General features: G+C 53.7%; 13 protein-coding genes. 7 read left to right on the top strand and 6 right to left on the bottom strand.

The features are described from left to right. Positions 1 to 2: 2 nt before the first annotated feature. A complete protein-coding gene (locus ABWV33_RS09730; protein WP_353330412.1) occupies positions 3 to 1,775 on the bottom strand; it encodes an SLC13 family permease in 1,773 nt (590 codons plus the stop codon). Between the two features lie 168 nt (positions 1,776 to 1,943). Between ABWV33_RS09730 and ABWV33_RS09735 the strand changes: the two genes are divergently transcribed. From ABWV33_RS09735 to ABWV33_RS09760, 6 genes are all read left to right on the top strand, one after another. Then, positions 1,944 to 2,516: a TetR/AcrR family transcriptional regulator gene (locus tag ABWV33_RS09735; RefSeq protein ID WP_353330414.1), complete on the top strand. Its 573-nt coding sequence runs from the start codon at positions 1,944 to 1,946 to the stop codon at positions 2,514 to 2,516. A 30-nt stretch (positions 2,517 to 2,546) separates the two neighbouring features. Beyond that, positions 2,547 to 3,770 (top strand): serine hydrolase domain-containing protein, encoded by a 1,224-nt coding sequence (locus tag ABWV33_RS09740; protein WP_353330416.1) that lies wholly within the window; start codon positions 2,547 to 2,549, stop codon positions 3,768 to 3,770. 91 nt (positions 3,771 to 3,861) lie between these two features. Further along, positions 3,862 to 4,602, top strand: coding sequence for a YebC/PmpR family DNA-binding transcriptional regulator (locus ABWV33_RS09745; RefSeq protein WP_353330418.1), 741 nt, complete (start codon positions 3,862 to 3,864; stop codon positions 4,600 to 4,602). A gap of 221 nt (positions 4,603 to 4,823) precedes the next feature. After that, on the top strand, positions 4,824 to 5,705 hold the full coding sequence (locus ABWV33_RS09750) for a MurR/RpiR family transcriptional regulator (protein WP_353049658.1): 882 nt from the start codon (positions 4,824 to 4,826) through the stop codon (positions 5,703 to 5,705). 132 nt (positions 5,706 to 5,837) lie between these two features. Beyond that, on the top strand, positions 5,838 to 6,800 hold the full coding sequence (locus ABWV33_RS09755) for a TAXI family TRAP transporter solute-binding subunit (protein ID WP_353330917.1): 963 nt from the start codon (positions 5,838 to 5,840) through the stop codon (positions 6,798 to 6,800). An 89-nt stretch (positions 6,801 to 6,889) separates the two neighbouring features. Further along, positions 6,890 to 9,493, top strand: a complete 2,604-nt coding sequence (locus ABWV33_RS09760; RefSeq protein WP_404932694.1) for a TRAP transporter permease — start codon at positions 6,890 to 6,892, stop codon at positions 9,491 to 9,493. Between the two features lie 662 nt (positions 9,494 to 10,155). On the opposite strand, the gene ABWV33_RS09765 is transcribed toward ABWV33_RS09760, so the two are convergent. From ABWV33_RS09765 to ABWV33_RS09780, 4 genes are all read right to left on the bottom strand, one after another. Beyond that, positions 10,156 to 11,376, bottom strand: a complete 1,221-nt coding sequence (locus ABWV33_RS09765) for an MFS transporter (RefSeq protein ID WP_353330421.1) — start codon at positions 11,374 to 11,376, stop codon at positions 10,156 to 10,158. A 3-nt stretch (positions 11,377 to 11,379) separates the two neighbouring features. Continuing rightward, positions 11,380 to 11,628: a metal-sensing transcriptional repressor gene (locus ABWV33_RS09770; RefSeq protein WP_353330423.1), complete on the bottom strand. Its 249-nt coding sequence runs from the start codon at positions 11,626 to 11,628 to the stop codon at positions 11,380 to 11,382. A gap of 136 nt (positions 11,629 to 11,764) precedes the next feature. After that, positions 11,765 to 14,917, bottom strand: coding sequence for an efflux RND transporter permease subunit (locus ABWV33_RS09775; RefSeq protein ID WP_113824630.1), 3,153 nt, complete (start codon positions 14,915 to 14,917; stop codon positions 11,765 to 11,767). A 3-nt stretch (positions 14,918 to 14,920) separates the two neighbouring features. Continuing rightward, a complete protein-coding gene (locus tag ABWV33_RS09780; RefSeq protein WP_353330425.1) occupies positions 14,921 to 16,093 on the bottom strand; it encodes an efflux RND transporter periplasmic adaptor subunit in 1,173 nt (390 codons plus the stop codon). Positions 16,094 to 16,476: 383 nt separating this feature from the next. Here ABWV33_RS09780 and ABWV33_RS09785 point away from each other — a divergent pair, with 383 nt between their 5' ends. Then, the gene (locus ABWV33_RS09785; RefSeq protein ID WP_113824628.1) at positions 16,477 to 16,695 is read left to right on the top strand and encodes a hypothetical protein; all 219 of its coding nucleotides are present in this window, start codon (positions 16,477 to 16,479) and stop codon (positions 16,693 to 16,695) included. Positions 16,696 to 16,744: 49 nt separating this feature from the next. Here ABWV33_RS09785 and metG read toward each other — a convergent pair whose 3' ends face one another. After that, positions 16,745 to 18,463 (bottom strand): methionine--tRNA ligase, encoded by a 1,719-nt coding sequence (metG, locus tag ABWV33_RS09790; protein WP_353330428.1) that lies wholly within the window; start codon positions 18,461 to 18,463, stop codon positions 16,745 to 16,747. Positions 18,464 to 18,524 lie beyond the last annotated feature (61 nt).

The raw sequence follows: 18,524 nt of genomic DNA on the forward strand, positions 1-18,524 counted from the left end.
GCCTACATAGGCCAAAAGACCAGAATGGCGGGGATGGAAACGGCAATGATCAGGATTTCCAGCGGCAAGCCCATGCGCCAGTAATCGCCAAATTGATAGCCGCCGGGGCCTAGGATCAGCGTGTTGTTCTTGTGCCCAATGGGGGTAAGGAACGCGGCAGAGGCGGCAACGGCCACAGCCATTAAGAATGGATCGGCGGACACCCCGAGCGTATTTGCCATCTGAATGCCAACGGGGGCGGCGACAATGGTGGTGGCGGTGTTGTTCAACACATCCGACAGGGTCATGGTCACGATCATCAGAACGGTCAAAATCGCCCAAGCGGGCAGGCCGTTGGTGAGGGAAATCAAGCTGCCCGCGATAAGCTCGGTCCCACCCGAGGTTTCAAGCGCGGACCCCAGCGGGATCATAGACCCCAGCAAAACCACCACGGGCCATTCGATGTGATCATAGATCTCACTAACGGGCATGATTTTGGTCAGTACATAGGCCACCACCACCAGCCCTAAAGCGATGGGCAAATAGATCAGGCCGAGACTGGCCGCCATGACCGCCCCGGCAAAGAGACCTATGGCCAACCAAACCTTTTCGTTCGCGGTTACAGAAAGCCCGCGTTCCGCAAGCGGCAAACACCCCAACCAGTCAGTGACATCGGGTCCGCGATCACGCGGACACATCAGCAGTAGGATATCGCCAGCTTCGACCTCGGTCTTACGGACCTGTTTTGTTATGCGTTTGCCTTGGCGTGAAATGCCCATCAGCACAGTGTTCTGACGCCAGGCGAGGCCAATCGCCTGCGCGGTCTTTCCCAAAATGCGTGAGGTTTCGGTGACCACCACCTCGATCACTTCTAATCCATCGCCTGCGGCCGTCAGCACCTCTTGGCGGCGAGTGTCTGAGAAATCGAGATTCAAGGCGGTGCGGAATTCATCCAGAGCTTCGGGGGCCGCCTCAAGCACAAGGGCGTCGCCTGTGCGCAGGATCGTGTTGGCCGCGCGGCCATATCGGCGCTTTCCATCGCGGATCAGGCCCAGAATGGCGACATCGGATTTGTCCGCGGTTTCATCCAGCTCTGCTAGGCGCTTGCCTATGTGGGGGGACTCTTTGGGAATGGTGAGTTCGGCGATATACTGAGCGAGCGCCTCGGAATGATCATCGGTGGTGCCGCGGTCCGGGATTAGTCGCCACCCGATGAGGGCAACAAAAATCAAACCTGCAAGGGCGGCGATCCCGCCAACCGGGGCGAAATCAAACATCGAAAACGGCTCACCTAGTGACTCGGCCCTGATCGAGGCGATGATGATATTGGGCGGCGTGCCAATCAGCGTGGCCATGCCGCCAAGGATGGTGGCAAAGCTCAGCGGCATCAGGGATAGGCCCGGAGCACGCCCAGCCTTGCGGGCGGTTTGGATATCAACGGGCATCAGCAAAGCCAATGCGGCGACGTTGTTCATGAATGCAGACAAAACCGCGCCAATGCCCCCCATCAGCGCAATGTGGCTGCCCAACCCGCGAGACGCATCCACCAATGTGCGGGTGATCAAAAACACCGCGCCGGATCGGACAAGACCGGCAGAGACTACTAATACCAGTGCGACAACGATGGTGGCAGGGTGGCCAAAGCCTGAAAAAGCGTCGTTGACGGGGACGACCCCCAGAACAACCCCGACCATTAGCGCGGAAAAAGCCACGAGATCATAGCGAAAGCGGCCCCAGAGTAAGAGACCGAATACGGCCCCAAACAGCGAAAACAGGATGATTTGATCAGGTGTCATTTAGGCACCCTAGCGGGTTCCTTAGCAGGGTGCGACGGGGAATTGACACAAGTCAGGATCAGTATGTTGTGACGCGGGGTCGTGAAAACTCATTCTTGTCAGTGTGACAGGAATCATCTTACCCCTCATTATTGTCATTCAGACAAGAAACTAGAAATGGAGAGCCCAATGGCACGACCCAAGAAAGAGCAGGAGCGCAAGGCCCAGATTCTGGATGCGCTGGAACGTATTGTACTGCGCGATGGGTTGGCCAAGTTAACACTCGCCAAGGTTGCTGAGGAATCGGGGCTACAACGGTCCTTGCTGCGCTACTTTGCGGGAAACCGGGCTGATTTAATCCTGCTGCTGTTTGATCGGCTGATTGAACGAGGCGAGGACAAGCTAAATGCGTTGCAGAAAGCAGAGCAGCATACACTCACGGTCGATCAGGTGGTTGACCTGGTACTGGACGGTTTGCTGGCTGACGAATCCTTAAGCCGAATGGTTGACGAGCTTTGGCCATATGCGGGGGAAGACGTGCGCATTCAGGAGCGTCTGACGGGGCTTTACCAACGACTGTGTGACGAGCTGACCCAACGCATGACGGCGGCTAGGATCGGGGCGAATGACGCCGATAGGTTTCAACGGGCCTATGGCATCGTTTCGCTGGGGTTTGGAGCAGCTTCGTTCTTAGAGATCGGATTTGTCCCGCGTGACCCAGAAACAATACGAAACGCCGCGCGTCATTTGCTGCGGCCTTAATCAAAAGAATGAGAGAAGAGGGAGTTTCTCATGAAATGGATCAAACGCGGGGCGTTGGCTTTGGCGGTAATGGGCGTGATCGGCGTGGGTGCATTTTGGAGTAAGATCCAAGATGTGCGGGCTTTGATGGCCTATGCCGCCGTTTTCGAAGCTGACACCATCGACGAAAACTTTCGCACGCTTTATCAAACCTACCCGTCGATAACGATTGAAAGGGCCGGCCCCATAGCAGACTTTGAGGTCGAGACAGAGGCAGATGTTTTCCCGACGACCTATGATTTTGACGGAAAAGCTCTGCCCACGGATGCCTTGTTTCAGGAGTTCCACTGGACTGGCATGATCGTGCTGCGGGATGGAAAATTGATCCATGAGACCTATGCCCGTGGCAACAGTGCAGAAACCAACCACATTGAGATGTCAGTGACTAAATCTTTGACTTCAATCCTGATCGGCGTGGCCCGAGATGAGGGGTATTTGCCGGATCTGAATGCTCCGGTCACATCGTTTGTGCCTGAGCTCAAGGGGACAGGGTATGACGGGGTGACGATTCAGCAGGTGCTCGATATGACCTCGGGTATTCGGTATGTCGAAGACTATGATGACCTGAATTCCGATATCGTGCTGACCGTGGTGGCGACCCTGCGTGGATCATTGGACGAATTTTCGACTACGATGGTGCGGCAACGGGAGCCGGGCACGTTCAATCAATATGCCAGCATAGAAACGCAGGTTTTGGCTTGGATCTTGCGCCGGGCAACTGGCCAATCCTATGAAGCGTATTTTCAGGAAAAGCTGTGGTCCAAGATCGGGGCCGAAGGGAATGCGGAAATGCTGGTGGATCAAACCGGCGTTCCAGTGGCCTTTGGCGGGGCGAACCTGCGTTTGCGGGATCTGGCCCGTGTTGGCCAAATGCTGGCAAATGGGGGAACGTCCATGACAGGGGCAGAGGTTGTGTCATCCGAGTGGCTGCTCCGGTCTACCACTACGGATACGCCGCAATCAAAACCGGGGGATCATGATAAATCTGACTACGCGCTGGGCTATAAGAACCAGTGGTGGATTCCGACCAACCGAGACGGGGGTGAATTCACCGCCATCGGCATCTACGGTCAGTTTTTGTACGTCAATCCGGCGCGTGGCGTGGTGATTGCGATGAATTCGGCCTATCCCGACTATAACGAAAAGCCAGAAACTGAACTGCAAATGGTGGCCGCATTACAGGCAATTGCCAAAAACGTCAGCCCAGATCGTTAATCAAGGTCAAACGGAGGGTGTCGGAACCTTGAACCCGACACCCTGCTTGTTTTATAGAGGCCCGCAAAACCGTATTCTTCAGGAGCATCACATGGCCGGCCACTCCAAATGGGCAAACATCCAGCACCGCAAGGGCCGTCAAGACGCCGTGCGGTCCAAGCTGTTCTCGAAACTGTCCAAAGAAATTACCGTTGCCGCCAAAATGGGCGACCCCGATCCCGATAAGAACCCGCGTTTGCGTATGGCGGTGAAAGAAGCCAAATCGCAGTCTGTTCCCAAGGACGTGATTGATCGCGCAATCAAGAAATCGCAGGCGGGCGAAGGTGATGATTACGAAGAAATCCGGTATGAGGGCTATGGCCCCAACGGTGTGGCCGTGATCGTCGAAGCTATGACCGACAACCGCAACCGGACCGCATCCACCGTGCGCTCGACATTCTCAAAGAATGGCGGCAATCTGGGCGAAACTGGGTCCGTTGGTTTCATGTTTGATCGCAAAGGTGAGGTTGTTTACCCGGCGACGGTTGGCGATGCCGAAACCGTGTTCGAAGCGGCGATTGAGGCCGGCGCCGAAGACGTCGAAAGTTCGGATGATGGGCACGTGATCTACTGTGCCGATTCTGATCTGAACGATGTCTCCAACGCATTAGAAGCAGCTTTGGGGGAATCAGAGTCGACCAAACTGATTTGGAAACCGACGACATCCACCGATATGGATCTTGTTGGCATGCAGAAACTGATGAAGCTAATCGATGCTTTGGAAGATGACGACGATATTCAGCGCGTCACTGCGAATTTCGAAGCCTCTGACGAAGTCATGGAACAGCTTTAAGCTCTTTCGAGCGGCAAGCCCGTACCAAGAATGATCACAAGAGCACCCGGCGCAGAGATGTTCCGGGTGTTTTTTTGCGTTTTTCATTTTGGTTTCCGATATCAGATTCTATTTTGGGGTCCTTGAAGGCAATTTCTCCCCTTTGTTTTGTCGGAATTCTTGATAATCGACAGGATAAAAAACATTCGTTATTTTTGTGATTCTAATCTGAGAGGCGCCGCGTGGATCCTGCCGAACGAACAAAGATGTTGGCTACCCTGAAAACGGGGTTTGATGACCTGTCGCCGCGGCTGTCGATTGTGGCGAAATACATCGTTGATAACCCATCGGATTTTGGGCTGGATTCCATTCGAGAGACAGCTAGGAAAACAGGGGTCAGCACCTATACCTTGGTTCGAATGGCCAAGCACCTTGGGTTGCATGGGTTCGAAGAGCTGCGCGCTCCGTTTCGGACTGCCTTGGTTTCGGGCGCTGAACTGTCTGACACGATGGACTGGATGGAAACGGTTGAGCAGTTTCCAGAGACGGGTGCACCACAGGCTAAAGCACGTCGCAATACGTTGGCGGTTGTGCAGCGATCCCTGCATCAACTGGATCCAGCAACGGTGAAATCGGTCGTTGATGCCATGTTTGAAGCCCGAAATGTCTATTTAACAGGTGTCAGGGCCAGCTATGGGTTGGCTTATTATTTCCACTATGTTGGGCGGATGGCGCTTCCAACGTTGCAGCTGATCCCGCGGCATATGAACAGCGCAGTGGATGAGTTGAACGATGCCAGCGATCAGGATCTGTTGATCGCGATCGGGGTTTCGCCGTATTCCAAAGAGACGATTCAAGCTTGTAGGTTTGCGCAGAGCAAAGGCGTGAAGCTGATCATGATCTCTGACTCCGACCGGATTTCACCCGAATTGACCCCTTTTGAAGTGGTTACAGCGTCGACGATTACGACCCATTTCTTTGCCTGCTATTCTGGAGTGATGGCTGTTCTTGAAAATATTCTGGCGATGCTTGTTGAACGGGGTGGGCAAGCGGCAGAAAACCGGATCGAATCCTATAAGGCTCTGCGTGAAGATGTTGAAGCATATTGGACGCACGTGAAATAACATTAGTTTTTGGATGACAATCCTTGTCGGCTTCTTCACCCTTTGGTCAGCCTGAAAGGATGAGCCAGTATTAGGGAATCCTAGGTTCGATACTTTCAAGTCAATTCAAGATGGGAGAAAAAAATGAAACCTATGAAGTTCTTGCTGGGCCTCGCGACTGGCGCAACACTGACAATCGGTTCTGCCGCTGTTGCTGCTGACAAGCAATTCATCACAATCGGCACCGGCGGTGTGACGGGCGTTTATTATCCAACAGGTGGTGCAATCTGCCGTTTGGTAAACAAAGACCGCAAAACACACGGCATTCGCTGCTCCGTGGAATCTACCGGTGGTTCGGTTTACAACACACGCACCATTCGCGAAGGCGAGCTGGATTTTGGTGTTGTTCAGTCTGACGTTCAGTCCGCTGCAATTGCTGGCACTGGCAAATTTGCAGATGATGGCGCCTACGAAGACCTGCGTGCGGTATTCTCGGTTCACCCTGAGCCGCTGCATGTCATGGTCCGTGCTGATGCTGGCATCAATTCGGTCGCTGATTTCAAAGGCAAGCGCGTGAACATCGCGAACCCCGGTTCCGGTACACGTGTTCTGGCGGAAACGCTGATGGCGGCTGCAGGTGTAACACCTGCTGATTTTGCGCTGGCTGCTGAGCTGAAGTCGTCAGAACAGTCCGCTGCTCTGTGCGATGGCAAAATCGACGCAACCATCTGGGCCGCTGGCCTGCCAAATGGTTCTTCGATGGAAGCGACATCTACTTGCGAAGTCAAAATCCTGGACCTGACCACCTCGGGCACCGACACCGTACTGGCTGAGAACGCGGCATATGCTGCGGCAACCATCCCCGGTGGCATGTACCCAAACAACGATGCAGACATCGCATCCTGGGGGCCAAAAGCAACGTTCGTAACCTCGGCTCAGACCTCGGATGAGGTTGTTTATGCGCTGGTTTCTGGTGTGTTTGAAAACTTTGACGCGTTCAAAAAGCTGCACCCTGCGTTTGCCCGCCTGACACCTGAGCAGATGGTAACCGATGGGCTGTCTGCGCCTCTGCACCCCGGTGCTGAGAAGTACTACAAGGAAAAAGGCTGGAAGTAATATTCTGACCTGATACCGAAATTGACGCCCCCCTGATCGCTCAGGGGGGCGCTTGCGTCTAAAAAGAACCGAAAAAATTCGGATGAGGGATGGCCATGAGCTCAAAAGAAAATGCAGCTGTCGATGATACAGATCTAGAGGACATTCTGGCGGATGCCGACACAGGGGGGCGCAATCCACACGATGCGTTCTCGCGTAAGGCCCTGTGGTATATCCCGCTCACGTGGTCGCTGTTCCAGCTGTGGATCGCGTCACCACTGCCTTTTCTTTTGCGCTTTGGCGTGTTGAATGACACGCAAACCCGCGCCATTCACCTTGGTTTTGCTGTGTTTCTGGCCTTTGTCGCCTTTCCAGCATTCGCCAAGAGCCCCCGTGACCGTATTCCTTTGCTGACATGGGCCACTGCAGCTGTTGGGGCCGCTGCGGCGTCATATCTGTGGTACGCCTATGTGGGCGTTGCCAACCGAACTGGGGCACCGAACACAGTGGATTTGGTGGTTGCGGGCATCGGGATTGTAACATTGATGGAGGCCGCACGCCGGTCGCTAGGTTTCCCGTTGATGGGTGTCGCAATGTTCTTTCTGGCCTATGTCTTTTTTGGATCAAGTGAGATCCTGCCAGATGTTGTACGCTGGAAAGGGGCTTCGTTTCAAAAGGCCATGAGCCATATGTGGCTGACGACTGAGGGCGTTTTTGGTGTCGCCTTGGGGGTCTCGTCCGGGTTTGTGTTCCTGTTCGTGTTGTTCGGTGCGTTGTTGAACCAAGCCGGGGCAGGTAATTATTTTCTAAAACTGGCCTTTGCCACTTTGGGCCACCTGCGTGGGGGGCCAGCCAAAGCTGCGGTGATCGCCTCGGCGGCGACGGGTTTGATCTCGGGTTCTTCGATTGCGAACGTTGTAACGACGGGAACCTTTACCATTCCGTTGATGAAAAAAGTTGGGTTTAGCCCGGCCAAGGCGGGGGCGATCGAAGTGTCGTCTTCGATCAACGGGGTTTTGACGCCACCGGTTATGGGGGCGGTTGCGTTTCTGATGACGGAATATGTCGGCATTTCTTATGTTGAGGTTGTGAAAACCGCGATCATCCCTGCGGCGATCTCTTACATGGCGCTTGTCTATATTGTTCATCTCGAAGCTCTCAAAATGGGTATGACCGGGACATCGCGTATGAACCCGATCAAGTTCATGCTGGGCGCTATTTTCATCATCGCAAGTTGCATTGTTATCGCAGGGGGAACCTTGTTTCTGACCGGATACCTTGTTGATATTGTTCAAGGGATGCTGGGCGGCGCAGCGACACCTGTATTGGTCGCGGGTTTGATGGCGGTTTACGTCTTGGCCGTGCGGTTTGCGGCCAGCGGGCCCGACCTTGAGATGAGCAGTGATTCGATGGAGCATCTGCCTCCCACCAAAGAGATCTTTAAAACAGGCGTGCATTATCTCTTACCTATCCTATTGCTGATGTATCTGTTGATGGTTGAGCGGAAATCGCCCGCCTTGTCGGCGTTTTGGTCCACGGCGTTCATGTTGCTGATCCTATTGACGCAGAATGCGCTTAAGGATTTTTTCCGCAAGAAACAGAGTGTAATGGTAGGGCTGTCGGATGGTCTGAAAGAGATCGGCGAAGGTTTGGTGATTGGCGCGCGCAACATGATTGGCCTCGCGGCTGCCATGGGTGTGGCTGGGATCATCGTTGGCGCGGTGACACTGACCGGTGTCGGGCAGGTAATGGCCGAGTTTGTTGAGTTCCTTTCTGGGGGCAACCTGCTTGCGATGTTGTTCTTTGTGGCGGTGATCTCAATCGTTCTGGGCATGGGGCTGCCAACAACAGCGAACTATATCGTGGTGTCATCACTGATGGCGGGCGTTGTGGTTGAGCTGGGTGCCCAATCAGGTCTGATCGTGCCGTTGGTAGCCGTGCATATGTTCTGTTTCTATTTCGGGATCATGGCGGATGTGACGCCTCCGGTGGGGCTCGCGTCCTTTGCGGCGGCGGCGATCAGTAAGGGCGATCCGCTTAAAACCGGGTTCCAGGCATTCTTTTACTCGATCCGGACTGCTTTGCTGCCGTTCCTGTTCATCTTCAACACCGATCTGTTGTTGATTGACGTGGGGCCGATACAGGCGGTGTTTGTCTTTATCGTGGCGTTGATAGCGATGTTGTTGTTTGCGGCGGGGACGATGGGGTATTTCATGACCCGGTCGCGGCTTTGGGAAAGCGTCGCCTTGGTTCTGGTGGCCTTTACGCTGTTCCGGCCAGGGTTCTTCCTGAACCAAATCGCGCCTGAGTTTGAGGCGATGCCTGCGACGTCGATCTACCAGATGGCAGAGCAGAGCGCAGATGATACCAGCCTGCGTGTGCGCCTGATGGGCGAGGACCTGAATGGCAAGGCCGTGGATGCAAAATATCTGTTGCCGCTTGGCCCAATGGGTGAAGACGGCGCCGGGCGTTTGCTGAACGGAGCTGGCATTGAGCTGCGTGAGGAAGACGGGAAGTTCTTTATCGATAACCTTGAATTTGGTGGTGCAGCAGAACAGCTCGGGATCGACTTTGATTGGGAAATCGTTGAACTGGATATCAAGGCGGAACGGATCCGCAAAGAAGTGTTCTATATCCCTGCATTCCTGTTGCTGGGCTTTGTGTACTTGATCCAGATGCGCCGCAAACGGCGCACTGAGGAAAGCGTGGCCTGACCGCGGTGTCTCAGTAGAAAAGAGTGCCTGTACGCTTCCTTGGCGCATTCCGAACTTTTGGACATGGCTCCGCTATTTTTAGCGGGGCCATTCTTTTTCAGGCAATCTCAATTCGCGGTGGTTCTCTATTCGTGTGAGCAGAAGTTTGAGTTTCCCCAAGACATGTAGACGATTGGCTTAAGGCACAGTTAAGCCAGCGTGGGCCTCAAGATGTGCAACAGACGAATTTCATTCAGAAAACACTGAGTGATTGAAGTAATATTCTTGGCAACCGCTTACTGATCCATTCTGACCAAAGGTCACCGTTCACCAGCAAGTAGCGGCAATCGTTTCTGCGCAGAAATAGTTTGGAGGCTAGTACGAGACGACGTTGGAAACTCTATGGCTCCGTACGTGTATAGAACTTTTCCAGCTGATGTGACGCAGGCGGATCAGGGGGCAGATGTTTCTGACACGCGTTGCTGAAAGGCTGGTTGTGTTCTTGAACTGCTACAGCAGGATCGACTGTGACACCAAAGTTTATGTCTATGAGAAACATTCCCTGTGTCGATATCGGTTGTGAAGGAGCAATGCTGAGGGGCTGGGGGCGATGTGAGCAGCTTTCCCGCCTGAGCGTTTCACCGTGACATTTGCGTTTATTTGGATTGCGCGGAAAGCGTGGCCTAGGGAGCTGATTGAGCAGATACTGGCGCCGTAGGCCACAGGCGGGTGGCACAGGCCAAACCCACAAAACCAGCTAGTGTGAGTATCCCAAGGGTTGTTGCCCCATCCATGCGCGACATCAGCCAACCGGACAGTGGGTAGCCGATCAACCAGCAGGCATGCGAGAGGGTAAACTGGGCTGCGAAGAGGGCTGGGCGATCCTCTGCTGCAGGTGCGGAACGGCGCAAAAGGCGGCCTGATGGGGTCAGAATGGCCGAGAATCCCGTTCCCAACACAAACCATGCCGTGATGATGCTTGCTAAGCTAAAGCCGATCACCGATGCCCAGACAGTCAGGCCCAGTCCGGCGAGGCACATGACCCAGGCCCCTGCGAGCATAGCAGCGCGATCTGAATGGATTTGCAGAATACGCGGCATCATCAGAGCCGTCGTCACGGATCCGGCCCCGAAACCGCACAGAGTTACTGCGACGGCTGTGTCACCGTATCCAAGTGTGGCACGGATTAGAACCACGGTGTTGACCAGCACCATGGAGCCGATCATGGACAGTGTGAAGCACAACGCCAAAAGTCCGCGTAACCGTGGTGTTGTCAGATAGATCCGCAGCCCGCGCGTAGTCCGATCCCAAACGCCTCGCCGTTTGGAGGGCTTTGGCGAGTGCAACGATACGGTGCGGACCAGAATAGCCGAGGCTAAAAACCCCAGAACGGTCCCTAAGAACAATGTATCAAACGGCACGAGCGTTAGTAGGGCTGCCGCGAGAATAGGGCTGAGCAAACTTTCCAAATCATAGGCCAGACGCGAAAGCGACAACGCGTTTGTATAGTCTGTCTCATCCGGCAGAATATCGGGAATGGTTGCCTGAAAAGTAGGGGTAAACGCCGCCGAGGACGCCTGTAGCACAAATATTAACGCATAGATTTGCCAGATCGCCTCCACAAACAATAAGCAGAACGCAGCGCCTGCGCGGATCAGATCTAGAACAACCAGCATGGAGCGTCGATTGAGTTTTTCTGTAAACGCAGCAGCGATAGGCGCCAGCGTGACGTAGGCGAGCATTTTGATGGTGAGCGCGGTGCCCAGCACTAACCCTGCTTGATCCCCTGCAAGATCGTAGGCCAACAATCCGAGGGCGACAGTTGCCAAGCCAGTGCCCATGAGGGCCAGCACCTGAGCGAGGAAGAGGTGCAGATAGGTGCGATGCTTAAGAACACGTAACATGGGCTACAGGTATCGTGTGATTTCTTTGAACCCGGTGGTGTCACCCGGTTCTGCACTGTCGAGGCAGTGATCGATATGATCGTGGATCAAGGCCCGTTTGGCGTTGGTGATTGCTTTTTCAACCGCGTGCATTTGTTGTGCTATTTCAGTGCAGGGTCGGCCATGTTCTATCATGTCGATGACACTGGCTAAATGCCCATTGGCCCGTTTGAGACGGGCAACGATTTTCGGATGTGAAGTGTGTTCTGTCATGAAAAAATGTTATCCCCCCTGGGGGGATATTTCAAGTCTAACGCAAGATCCTCTGGAAGGCAGCCAAGGCTAATGCAAAAAAAACGCCCCGCACAAGGCAGGGCGTTCTTCAGTATTTGGGTATTGCGTTTGGCCGCTACTCAGCAGGAGTAGAAGGGTCCGCCGGTGGTTGGGAATCGCCTTTGAAGAATCCTTTGACCCATTCGCGCAGTTCCTGCATGAGCGCATAGAGAACAGGCACTAGCATCACACCAATCACAGTTGCCGCAAGCATCCCGCCAAAGACTGCAATGCCGATCGCCTTTTGGCTGGCAGCGCCCGCGCCGTTTGCCGTCAGCAATGGAACCACCCCTAACAAGAAGGACAAAGCTGTCATCATGACGGCCCGGAAACGCTGGGTCGCAGCTTCGGCAGCAGCTTCGCGGATGCTGAGACCTTGAGCCCGTTGGTCCATTGCAAATTCAACTATGAGAATTGCGTTTTTAGAGGCGAGACCAATCAACATGATCATCCCGATCTGGGTGTAGAGATTGATATCACTGCCAACGATGGCCACCGCCGCCACCGCACCAAACAGGGCGACGATGACCGACATCAGAATGGACACAGGCATAGTCCAGCTTTCGTACTGAGCCACCAAGAACAGATACCCAAACAACACAGCTAGTCCCATGATGACCTGAACCAAACCTGCCGAGCTAAGCTGTTGTTGCGCGGTCCCGGTCCATTCAAATGCATATCCGGGCGGCAGGGCGGTTGCGGATTCTTCCGTCATGACCCGAATGGCATCCCCCGATGACAGACCCGCCGCAGGCACCGCTGTCACGGTCGCTGATCGGAACAGGTTATGTCGTTTGAGCAGTACCGGCCCCAAAACGTTTTCTACATCCACTAAGGTTCCGAGCTGAACCATTTCGCCTTTGGTTGAGCGGACATAAAGGTTGGAGATGTCCTCGACCTTGTCACGATAGCTGCCTTCAGCTTGAATCATGACGCGGTAGACACGACCATAGAGGTTAAAGTCGTTGACATAAAACGATCCTAGATGCGCTTGCATCGTTTGGAACACCTCGGCCACGGAGACTTGCAGCGTTTTGGCTTTTTCCCGATCGAGATCCACGAAAAGCTGCGGAACGTTAGCCCGGAATGTAGTGTAGGATTGGGCGATTTCTTCACGTTGGTTGGCGGCATAGACAAATGAACCAACGGCTGCCGACAGATCCTGTGCTGTGCCACCGCCGGTTTGCTGGACTTCCATTTCGACACCCGCAGACATGCCCAAACCTGTAATGGGAGGCGGGTTGAAGGCCACGATCGAGGCCGCTGCTTCGCCATAGGCCACGCCAAGGATCTGTTTCAAAATGCCATCTGCGCTGAGTGCTTCCTCGCTTCGCTCAGACCAGTTGTCCAACACGACGATAACCATGGCCGCGTTAGGGGCCGCACCGTTCAGCAATGAATACCCGTTGACCAAAACTGTGTTATCGACACCCGGAATTGCCCGGATTTGATCGTTCACACGGGCGGTGACCTTTTCGGTTCGGTTCAAAGCAGCCGCGTCTGGGAGTTGAACGTCAACAAAGAGGTATCCGTTGTCTTCCAACGGAATAAAGCCTTTGGATGTGTTCGAAAAAAGGGTTCCAGTAGCAACAACAAAGATTCCAACTAGAACCAACCCAATCACCGGGAGGCGCAGCATTCTGGTTACAAACGCCATATAGCCAGACCGGACCCCGGAAATACCGTTTTCAAACTTCGCCAGAATCCCTTTGGGGGGACCAGAACGGGCCTTTAGAACAATCGCACAGAGGGCCGGTGACAGTGTTAGGGCGTTGATCGAAGAAATCACAACAGCAGTTGAAATCGTGACTGCAAATTGGGAATACAGGCGTCCGGTAATCCCTGGCATAAAGGTAACAGGTACAAACACGGCCAACAGAACGAGCGTTGTCGCAATTACAGGACCGGTGATCTGGCCCATCGCTTTGCGCGTTGCTTCAGCTGGGGCGAGGCCCTCGTCAGCAATCAGGCGTTCGACGTTTTCAACCACCACGATAGCGTCATCCACAACAATTCCAATGGCCAGAACAAGCGCGAACAGGGAAATGGTGTTGAGCGACATGTCAAAGGCCAACAAGAATGCAAAGGTCCCGATCAAAGAGACAGGGATGGCAACTGCTGGAATGACGGTCGCTCGCCAAGATCCCAAAAAGACGAAAACCACTGAAATCACCAGTGCAAAAGTAAGCATCAGAGTTGAAACAACGTCATTCAAAGACTGTTCAACAAAATCGGTAGTGTTGAACGGAATTTCATAGTCAAGATCACTGGGAAAGGCACGCGACAGGCGTTCCAGTTCTGCAGTAACAGCCTCGGACACGGCAAGCGCATTTGCGCCAGGAGCTTGGTAGATGCCCATGACTGTCGCGGGGTTACCTTGGTAATATCCAGATGCGGTATAAAACTGTGCCCCCAGTTCGACCCGGGCAATGTCTTTGACTTTGACGATGGCACCTGCATCCCCGGTTCGGATGACGATATTTTCAAACTCTTCGGTCGTATCCAATCGGCCCTTGCTTTTGATCGTATATTGGAACGTTTGATCGCCTGGCACCGGAGGAGAGCCAATTTGTCCGGCCGAGACTTCGAGGTTTTGTTCACGGATAGCGTTGATCAGGTCGCCGGGGGTAATCCCTAAGCCAGCCATCTTGTCTGGATCCATCCACATACGCATCGCATATTGTAGATCGGTCAGTACATCTGCTTTACCAACGCCTGCTACCCGGGCCAAAGCATCTTTGATGTTGATTGAGGCATAGTTTGACAGGAACACATCGTCATAGGTTTCGTTGGGCGAAGTAAGCGTCACAACCATCAACATGTTGGTGGACGCTTTTTGTGTCACAACGCCAGACGATGTAACTTCGGACGGGAGCGAAGCCATCGCCTGTGCCACTCGGTTCTGAACGTTAACTGACGCAATATCAGGGTCGGTGCCAACTTCGAATGTGACCTGAAGGGAATAACCGCCGTTGTCCGAAGACGTGGAGGTCATATAGATCATGTCATCGACGCCGTTTACCTGTGCTTCGATCGGAGCTGCAACCGCGTTTTCGACGGTTTCAGCGCTCGCACCAGTGTAATTGGCTGTGACGTTGACCACAGGGGGGGTGATGTCAGGGAATTGGGCGACGGGCAGGGCAAAATACCCAATCGTTCCCATGATCGTCAAAACCAAGGAAATGACGATTGCCATTTTTGGCCGGTTAATGAAAATAGCTGAAAACATTGATTATTCCCCGCCGGTCGCGACGATGGCATCCACGGCGACACCGGGACGAACTCGTTGCAGACCTTCGACAATGACGCTTTCGCCTTCTTGCAGCCCATCCAGAACGATGATGGCGCTGTCCACTGGATCTCCAGTTTGGATGTAGCGTTGTTCGACCATCTGTTTATCATTCACAAGCAAAACGAATTCACCGCGTTGATCCCGTTGCAGAGCAGCCTGCGGGATGAGGACACGGTTGGTCGGTTGCAGGGCCTGAATACGTACATGAAGGAAGGAACCATCAATGATCAGCTGTTCCGTATTGTCGAATTGAGCCCGCAGAGAGATTGCACCGGTCAGTGGATCGATGCGGTTGTCGACAAAGACGATTTGCCCGACTTCTTTCAGGGGGGTGCCATTGGGCAGTTGCAGGTATACGTCGGGGCTTTTGCCGCTTTCTGCCAGCGAACCGCTGGTCTGACCCAGTTCCTGCAACACATCCACCAATTGTTTCTCGTTCAGCGAAAATGTCACGTAAATGGGGGTATCACGCACCAAAGTCACCAGAGCAGGGTTGTTAGGGCCGACCACGTCACCTTCGCTGGTGTTGACGCGCCCGATGCGCCCATCAAATGGGGCGTGGATCTCGGTATAGCTGAGATCGAGTTCGGCTTGTTGAATGGCGGCGTGGGCTGCTTTGACTTGCGCTTCGGCAACCAGTTCGTTGGCGCGCGCGATATCACGTTCTGATACCGGTGTAGCATCCCGTTTTAGAAGTTCCTCTTTCCGGGTTAATTCGACCCGGGCGAGTTCAAGATTGGCTTCTGCCTTATCAAGATCCGCTTTGCGGGCATCCAGCGTCGCTTGATACAAGTCAGGTTCGATACGAAACAATAATTGCCCATCGGTGACGGATGCGCCGTCGTCCACGGCGCTTTCCTCTAGAAACCCGCTGACACGAGCGACGATGTCGACATTATCAATGGCTTCGCCTCGGCCAATAAAGACCGCTTCATCGGTGATTTCTTTGGAATAGGCTGCAGCAACGGAAACTTTTGGAGCAGGTTGGTCTGAACCGTCCTGAGCAAGTGCTGGCGTGGCAAAGGCGACGCATAGCAATGCAAATCCAGTGGCGCGTAGCCGTGTTAGAGCATTCCTGTGCCCTACGGAAAAGTCAGAAAGAAAGATTGGCATGCAAATCGCCTCATTGGTTTTACAAGTTATTTGACAACATTCGGATCTCACGAATGCTGCTGCAGCCGAGTCGAGCTGTATTTCCAATAGGATGGCCGCATTTTTGAGTTTTCTCAAGCGGTGACCCTAAGGTCATGGGCTGTGAACCGCTGCTATTAGGGAGCAAAGGAGACCCGGATTCGGCGATTAGCCCTAAATCTCGATTCCTTGGGTGTTAGTTTTGTTCGTAAATGAGCAACGATTGCGGGTTGTTGTTGGTTATTTGGGGGTTATCCGAAACAGTATTCGCGAAAAGTTTCAATTGCCATCGCTTCTGATCATGGAAGAGTTGGCTTTTTTCGAGTTTTGGCGCAAAATAGCGTCAAATTTGAAGGGGGACTGAAATGGGAAAAGTACTTTTCTGTGCTTTGATACCTGTGTTGCTGGCTGCGTGTGCAAATCCAATGCGAAGCTTACCTGACAGTGTGAAATCACAAAAATCCGCCTGTGCAGGTGGAAATTACACTGTCTGTTCAGATATTGGGCATGAGGTTCGTGAGGCCGAAGGTGGACCAGTGACACCATCCGAGCCGTTTGTATTGAATCAGCCGATCGTAGACTGATCCAAAACGATGAAAGGGCACCGATATTTCTGGTGCCCTTATTATTTGCTCAATAGCGGGTTCCTGAAAACCGCGCTTGCCACTCTTCGCTTTGTTCATCTGTGATTTTGGCGAAGAGAACGTCGGGCACTTTAAAGTCATGACCAGCAGGCAGCGCGTTTAGGGCTACCTGTACATCTTCGGGCCAGCTGGTGTCCAAAGTGTTCATCGCGCTCAGCATGCTTGCGGAAGCCGTGGGAATGAACGGCGCGCTGAGTACCGCATAGAGGCGGATCAGGTTCAGCCCCAAGCGTACTTGGGCTGCAGCTTTTGCTGGATCGGTTTTGAATGTCGACCAGGGCGCTGCGCTTTGCAGGTATTCATTGCCGGCGACCCAGATCGCGCGCAGTTCTTGCGCTGATTTGCGAACTTCCATGGCGTCCATGTGCGCCTCGTAGGCCCGGATCCGGATGGTTAGATCGGCAATAAGGACTTGTTCCTGCTCACCATATTCGCCTTCGCCCGGAACAGATTCACCAAACTTAGAGCGGCAGAACTTGGTTATCCGGCTGACAAAGTTGCCAAGAACATCTGCAAGATCCTTGTTCACGGATTGTTGGAAGTTGTCCCAAGTAAACTCGCTGTCCGAGCTTTCGGGTGCATGGCTTAGCAACCACCAGCGCCAGTAATCCGCAGGTAGAATATCAAGTGCCTGATCCATAAACACACCGCGACCCTGTGAGGTCGAGAACTGGCCACCGTCATAGTTCAGGTAGTTGAAGCTTTTGATGTAATCCACCAGTTTCCAGGGTTCGTTAGAGCCCATGATGGTCGACGGAAAACTAAGCGTGTGAAACGGCACGTTGTCTTTGCCCATGAACTGGACGTATTTCACATCATCCGCACCCTTGTCTGTACGCCACCAGCGCTCCCAATCGGCGTCGGTTTTGCCATTGGCCTCGGCCCATTCGCCTGCGCAAGCGATATATTCGATGGGGGCGTCGAACCAAACATAGAAAACCTTGCCTTCCATGCCAGGCCAATCCTGATCGCCTTTTTTGACTGGAATACCCCAGTCCAGATCGCGGGTGATGCCGCGGTCCTGCAACCCGTCGCCGTCATGCAACCACTTCTTCGCGATCGAGGTTGTCAGCACCGGCCAGTCAGCCTTGCCATCGATCCAAGTGTCCAACGTGTCTTTCATCTTTGACTGGCACAGGTACAGATGTTTGGTGTCGCGCACCTCAAGGTCGGTGGAGCCGGACACAGCAGACCGGGGATCAATCAGGTCAGTCGGATCCAACTGTTTGGTGCAATTTTCACACTGGTCGCCGCGGGCTTTGTCATAGCCACAGTTGGGGCAGGTGCCCTCAATGTAGCGATCGGGTAGGAACCTGCCATCTGCGTTGGAGTATACCTGTTTCTCATTTACTTCGCGGATCAATCCAGCCTCGGCCAGTTTCCCGGCGAAATGCTGGGTCAATTTGTGGTTCTGCGGACTGGACGAGCGGCCAAATTGGTCAAAACTCAGGCCAAAACGATTGGCGATGTCCGTCTGAATACCGTGCATTTCAGCACAAAACTCATCCACGGGTTTACCAGCCTTGGTCGCAGCCAATTCTGCGGGGGTGCCATGTTCATCGGTGGCACAGAGGAACATTACCTCGTTCCCGCGTCCCCGATTGTATCGGGCATAAAGATCGGCAGGCAATTGAGAGCCCACCAGATTGCCGAGGTGTTTGATCCCGTTGATGTAGGGGATCGCCGAGGTGATGAGAATCCGTGCCATATCCGTACCGTACCCGCGTATCTGTCTTTTTGCTCGTCTATCGCATGTGACGGGCCAGCAA

It is taken from the genome of Phaeobacter sp. NW0010-22 (assembly GCF_040365955.1).
GTDB lineage: Bacteria > Pseudomonadota > Alphaproteobacteria > Rhodobacterales > Rhodobacteraceae > OMPR01.

Excerpts from the sequence above, each read along its gene's own strand:
- ABWV33_RS09730 (WP_353330412.1), bottom strand. The coding sequence starts at position 1,775 with ATGACACCTGATCAAATCATCCTGTTTTCGCTGTTTGGGGCCGTATTC.
- ABWV33_RS09735 (WP_353330414.1), top strand. The coding sequence starts at position 1,944 with ATGGCACGACCCAAGAAAGAGCAGGAGCGCAAGGCCCAGATTCTGGAT.
- ABWV33_RS09740 (WP_353330416.1), top strand. The coding sequence starts at position 2,547 with ATGAAATGGATCAAACGCGGGGCGTTGGCTTTGGCGGTAATGGGCGTG.
- ABWV33_RS09745 (WP_353330418.1), top strand. The coding sequence starts at position 3,862 with ATGGCCGGCCACTCCAAATGGGCAAACATCCAGCACCGCAAGGGCCGT.
- ABWV33_RS09755 (WP_353330917.1), top strand. The coding sequence starts at position 5,838 with ATGAAGTTCTTGCTGGGCCTCGCGACTGGCGCAACACTGACAATCGGT.
- ABWV33_RS09760 (WP_404932694.1), top strand. The coding sequence starts at position 6,890 with ATGGCCATGAGCTCAAAAGAAAATGCAGCTGTCGATGATACAGATCTA.
- ABWV33_RS09765 (WP_353330421.1), bottom strand. The coding sequence starts at position 11,376 with ATGTTACGTGTTCTTAAGCATCGCACCTATCTGCACCTCTTCCTCGCT.
- ABWV33_RS09770 (WP_353330423.1), bottom strand. The coding sequence starts at position 11,628 with ATGACAGAACACACTTCACATCCGAAAATCGTTGCCCGTCTCAAACGG.
- ABWV33_RS09775 (WP_113824630.1), bottom strand. The coding sequence starts at position 14,917 with ATGTTTTCAGCTATTTTCATTAACCGGCCAAAAATGGCAATCGTCATT.
- ABWV33_RS09780 (WP_353330425.1), bottom strand. The coding sequence starts at position 16,093 with ATGCCAATCTTTCTTTCTGACTTTTCCGTAGGGCACAGGAATGCTCTA.
- ABWV33_RS09785 (WP_113824628.1), top strand. The coding sequence starts at position 16,477 with ATGGGAAAAGTACTTTTCTGTGCTTTGATACCTGTGTTGCTGGCTGCG.
- metG (WP_353330428.1), bottom strand. The coding sequence starts at position 18,463 with ATGGCACGGATTCTCATCACCTCGGCGATCCCCTACATCAACGGGATC.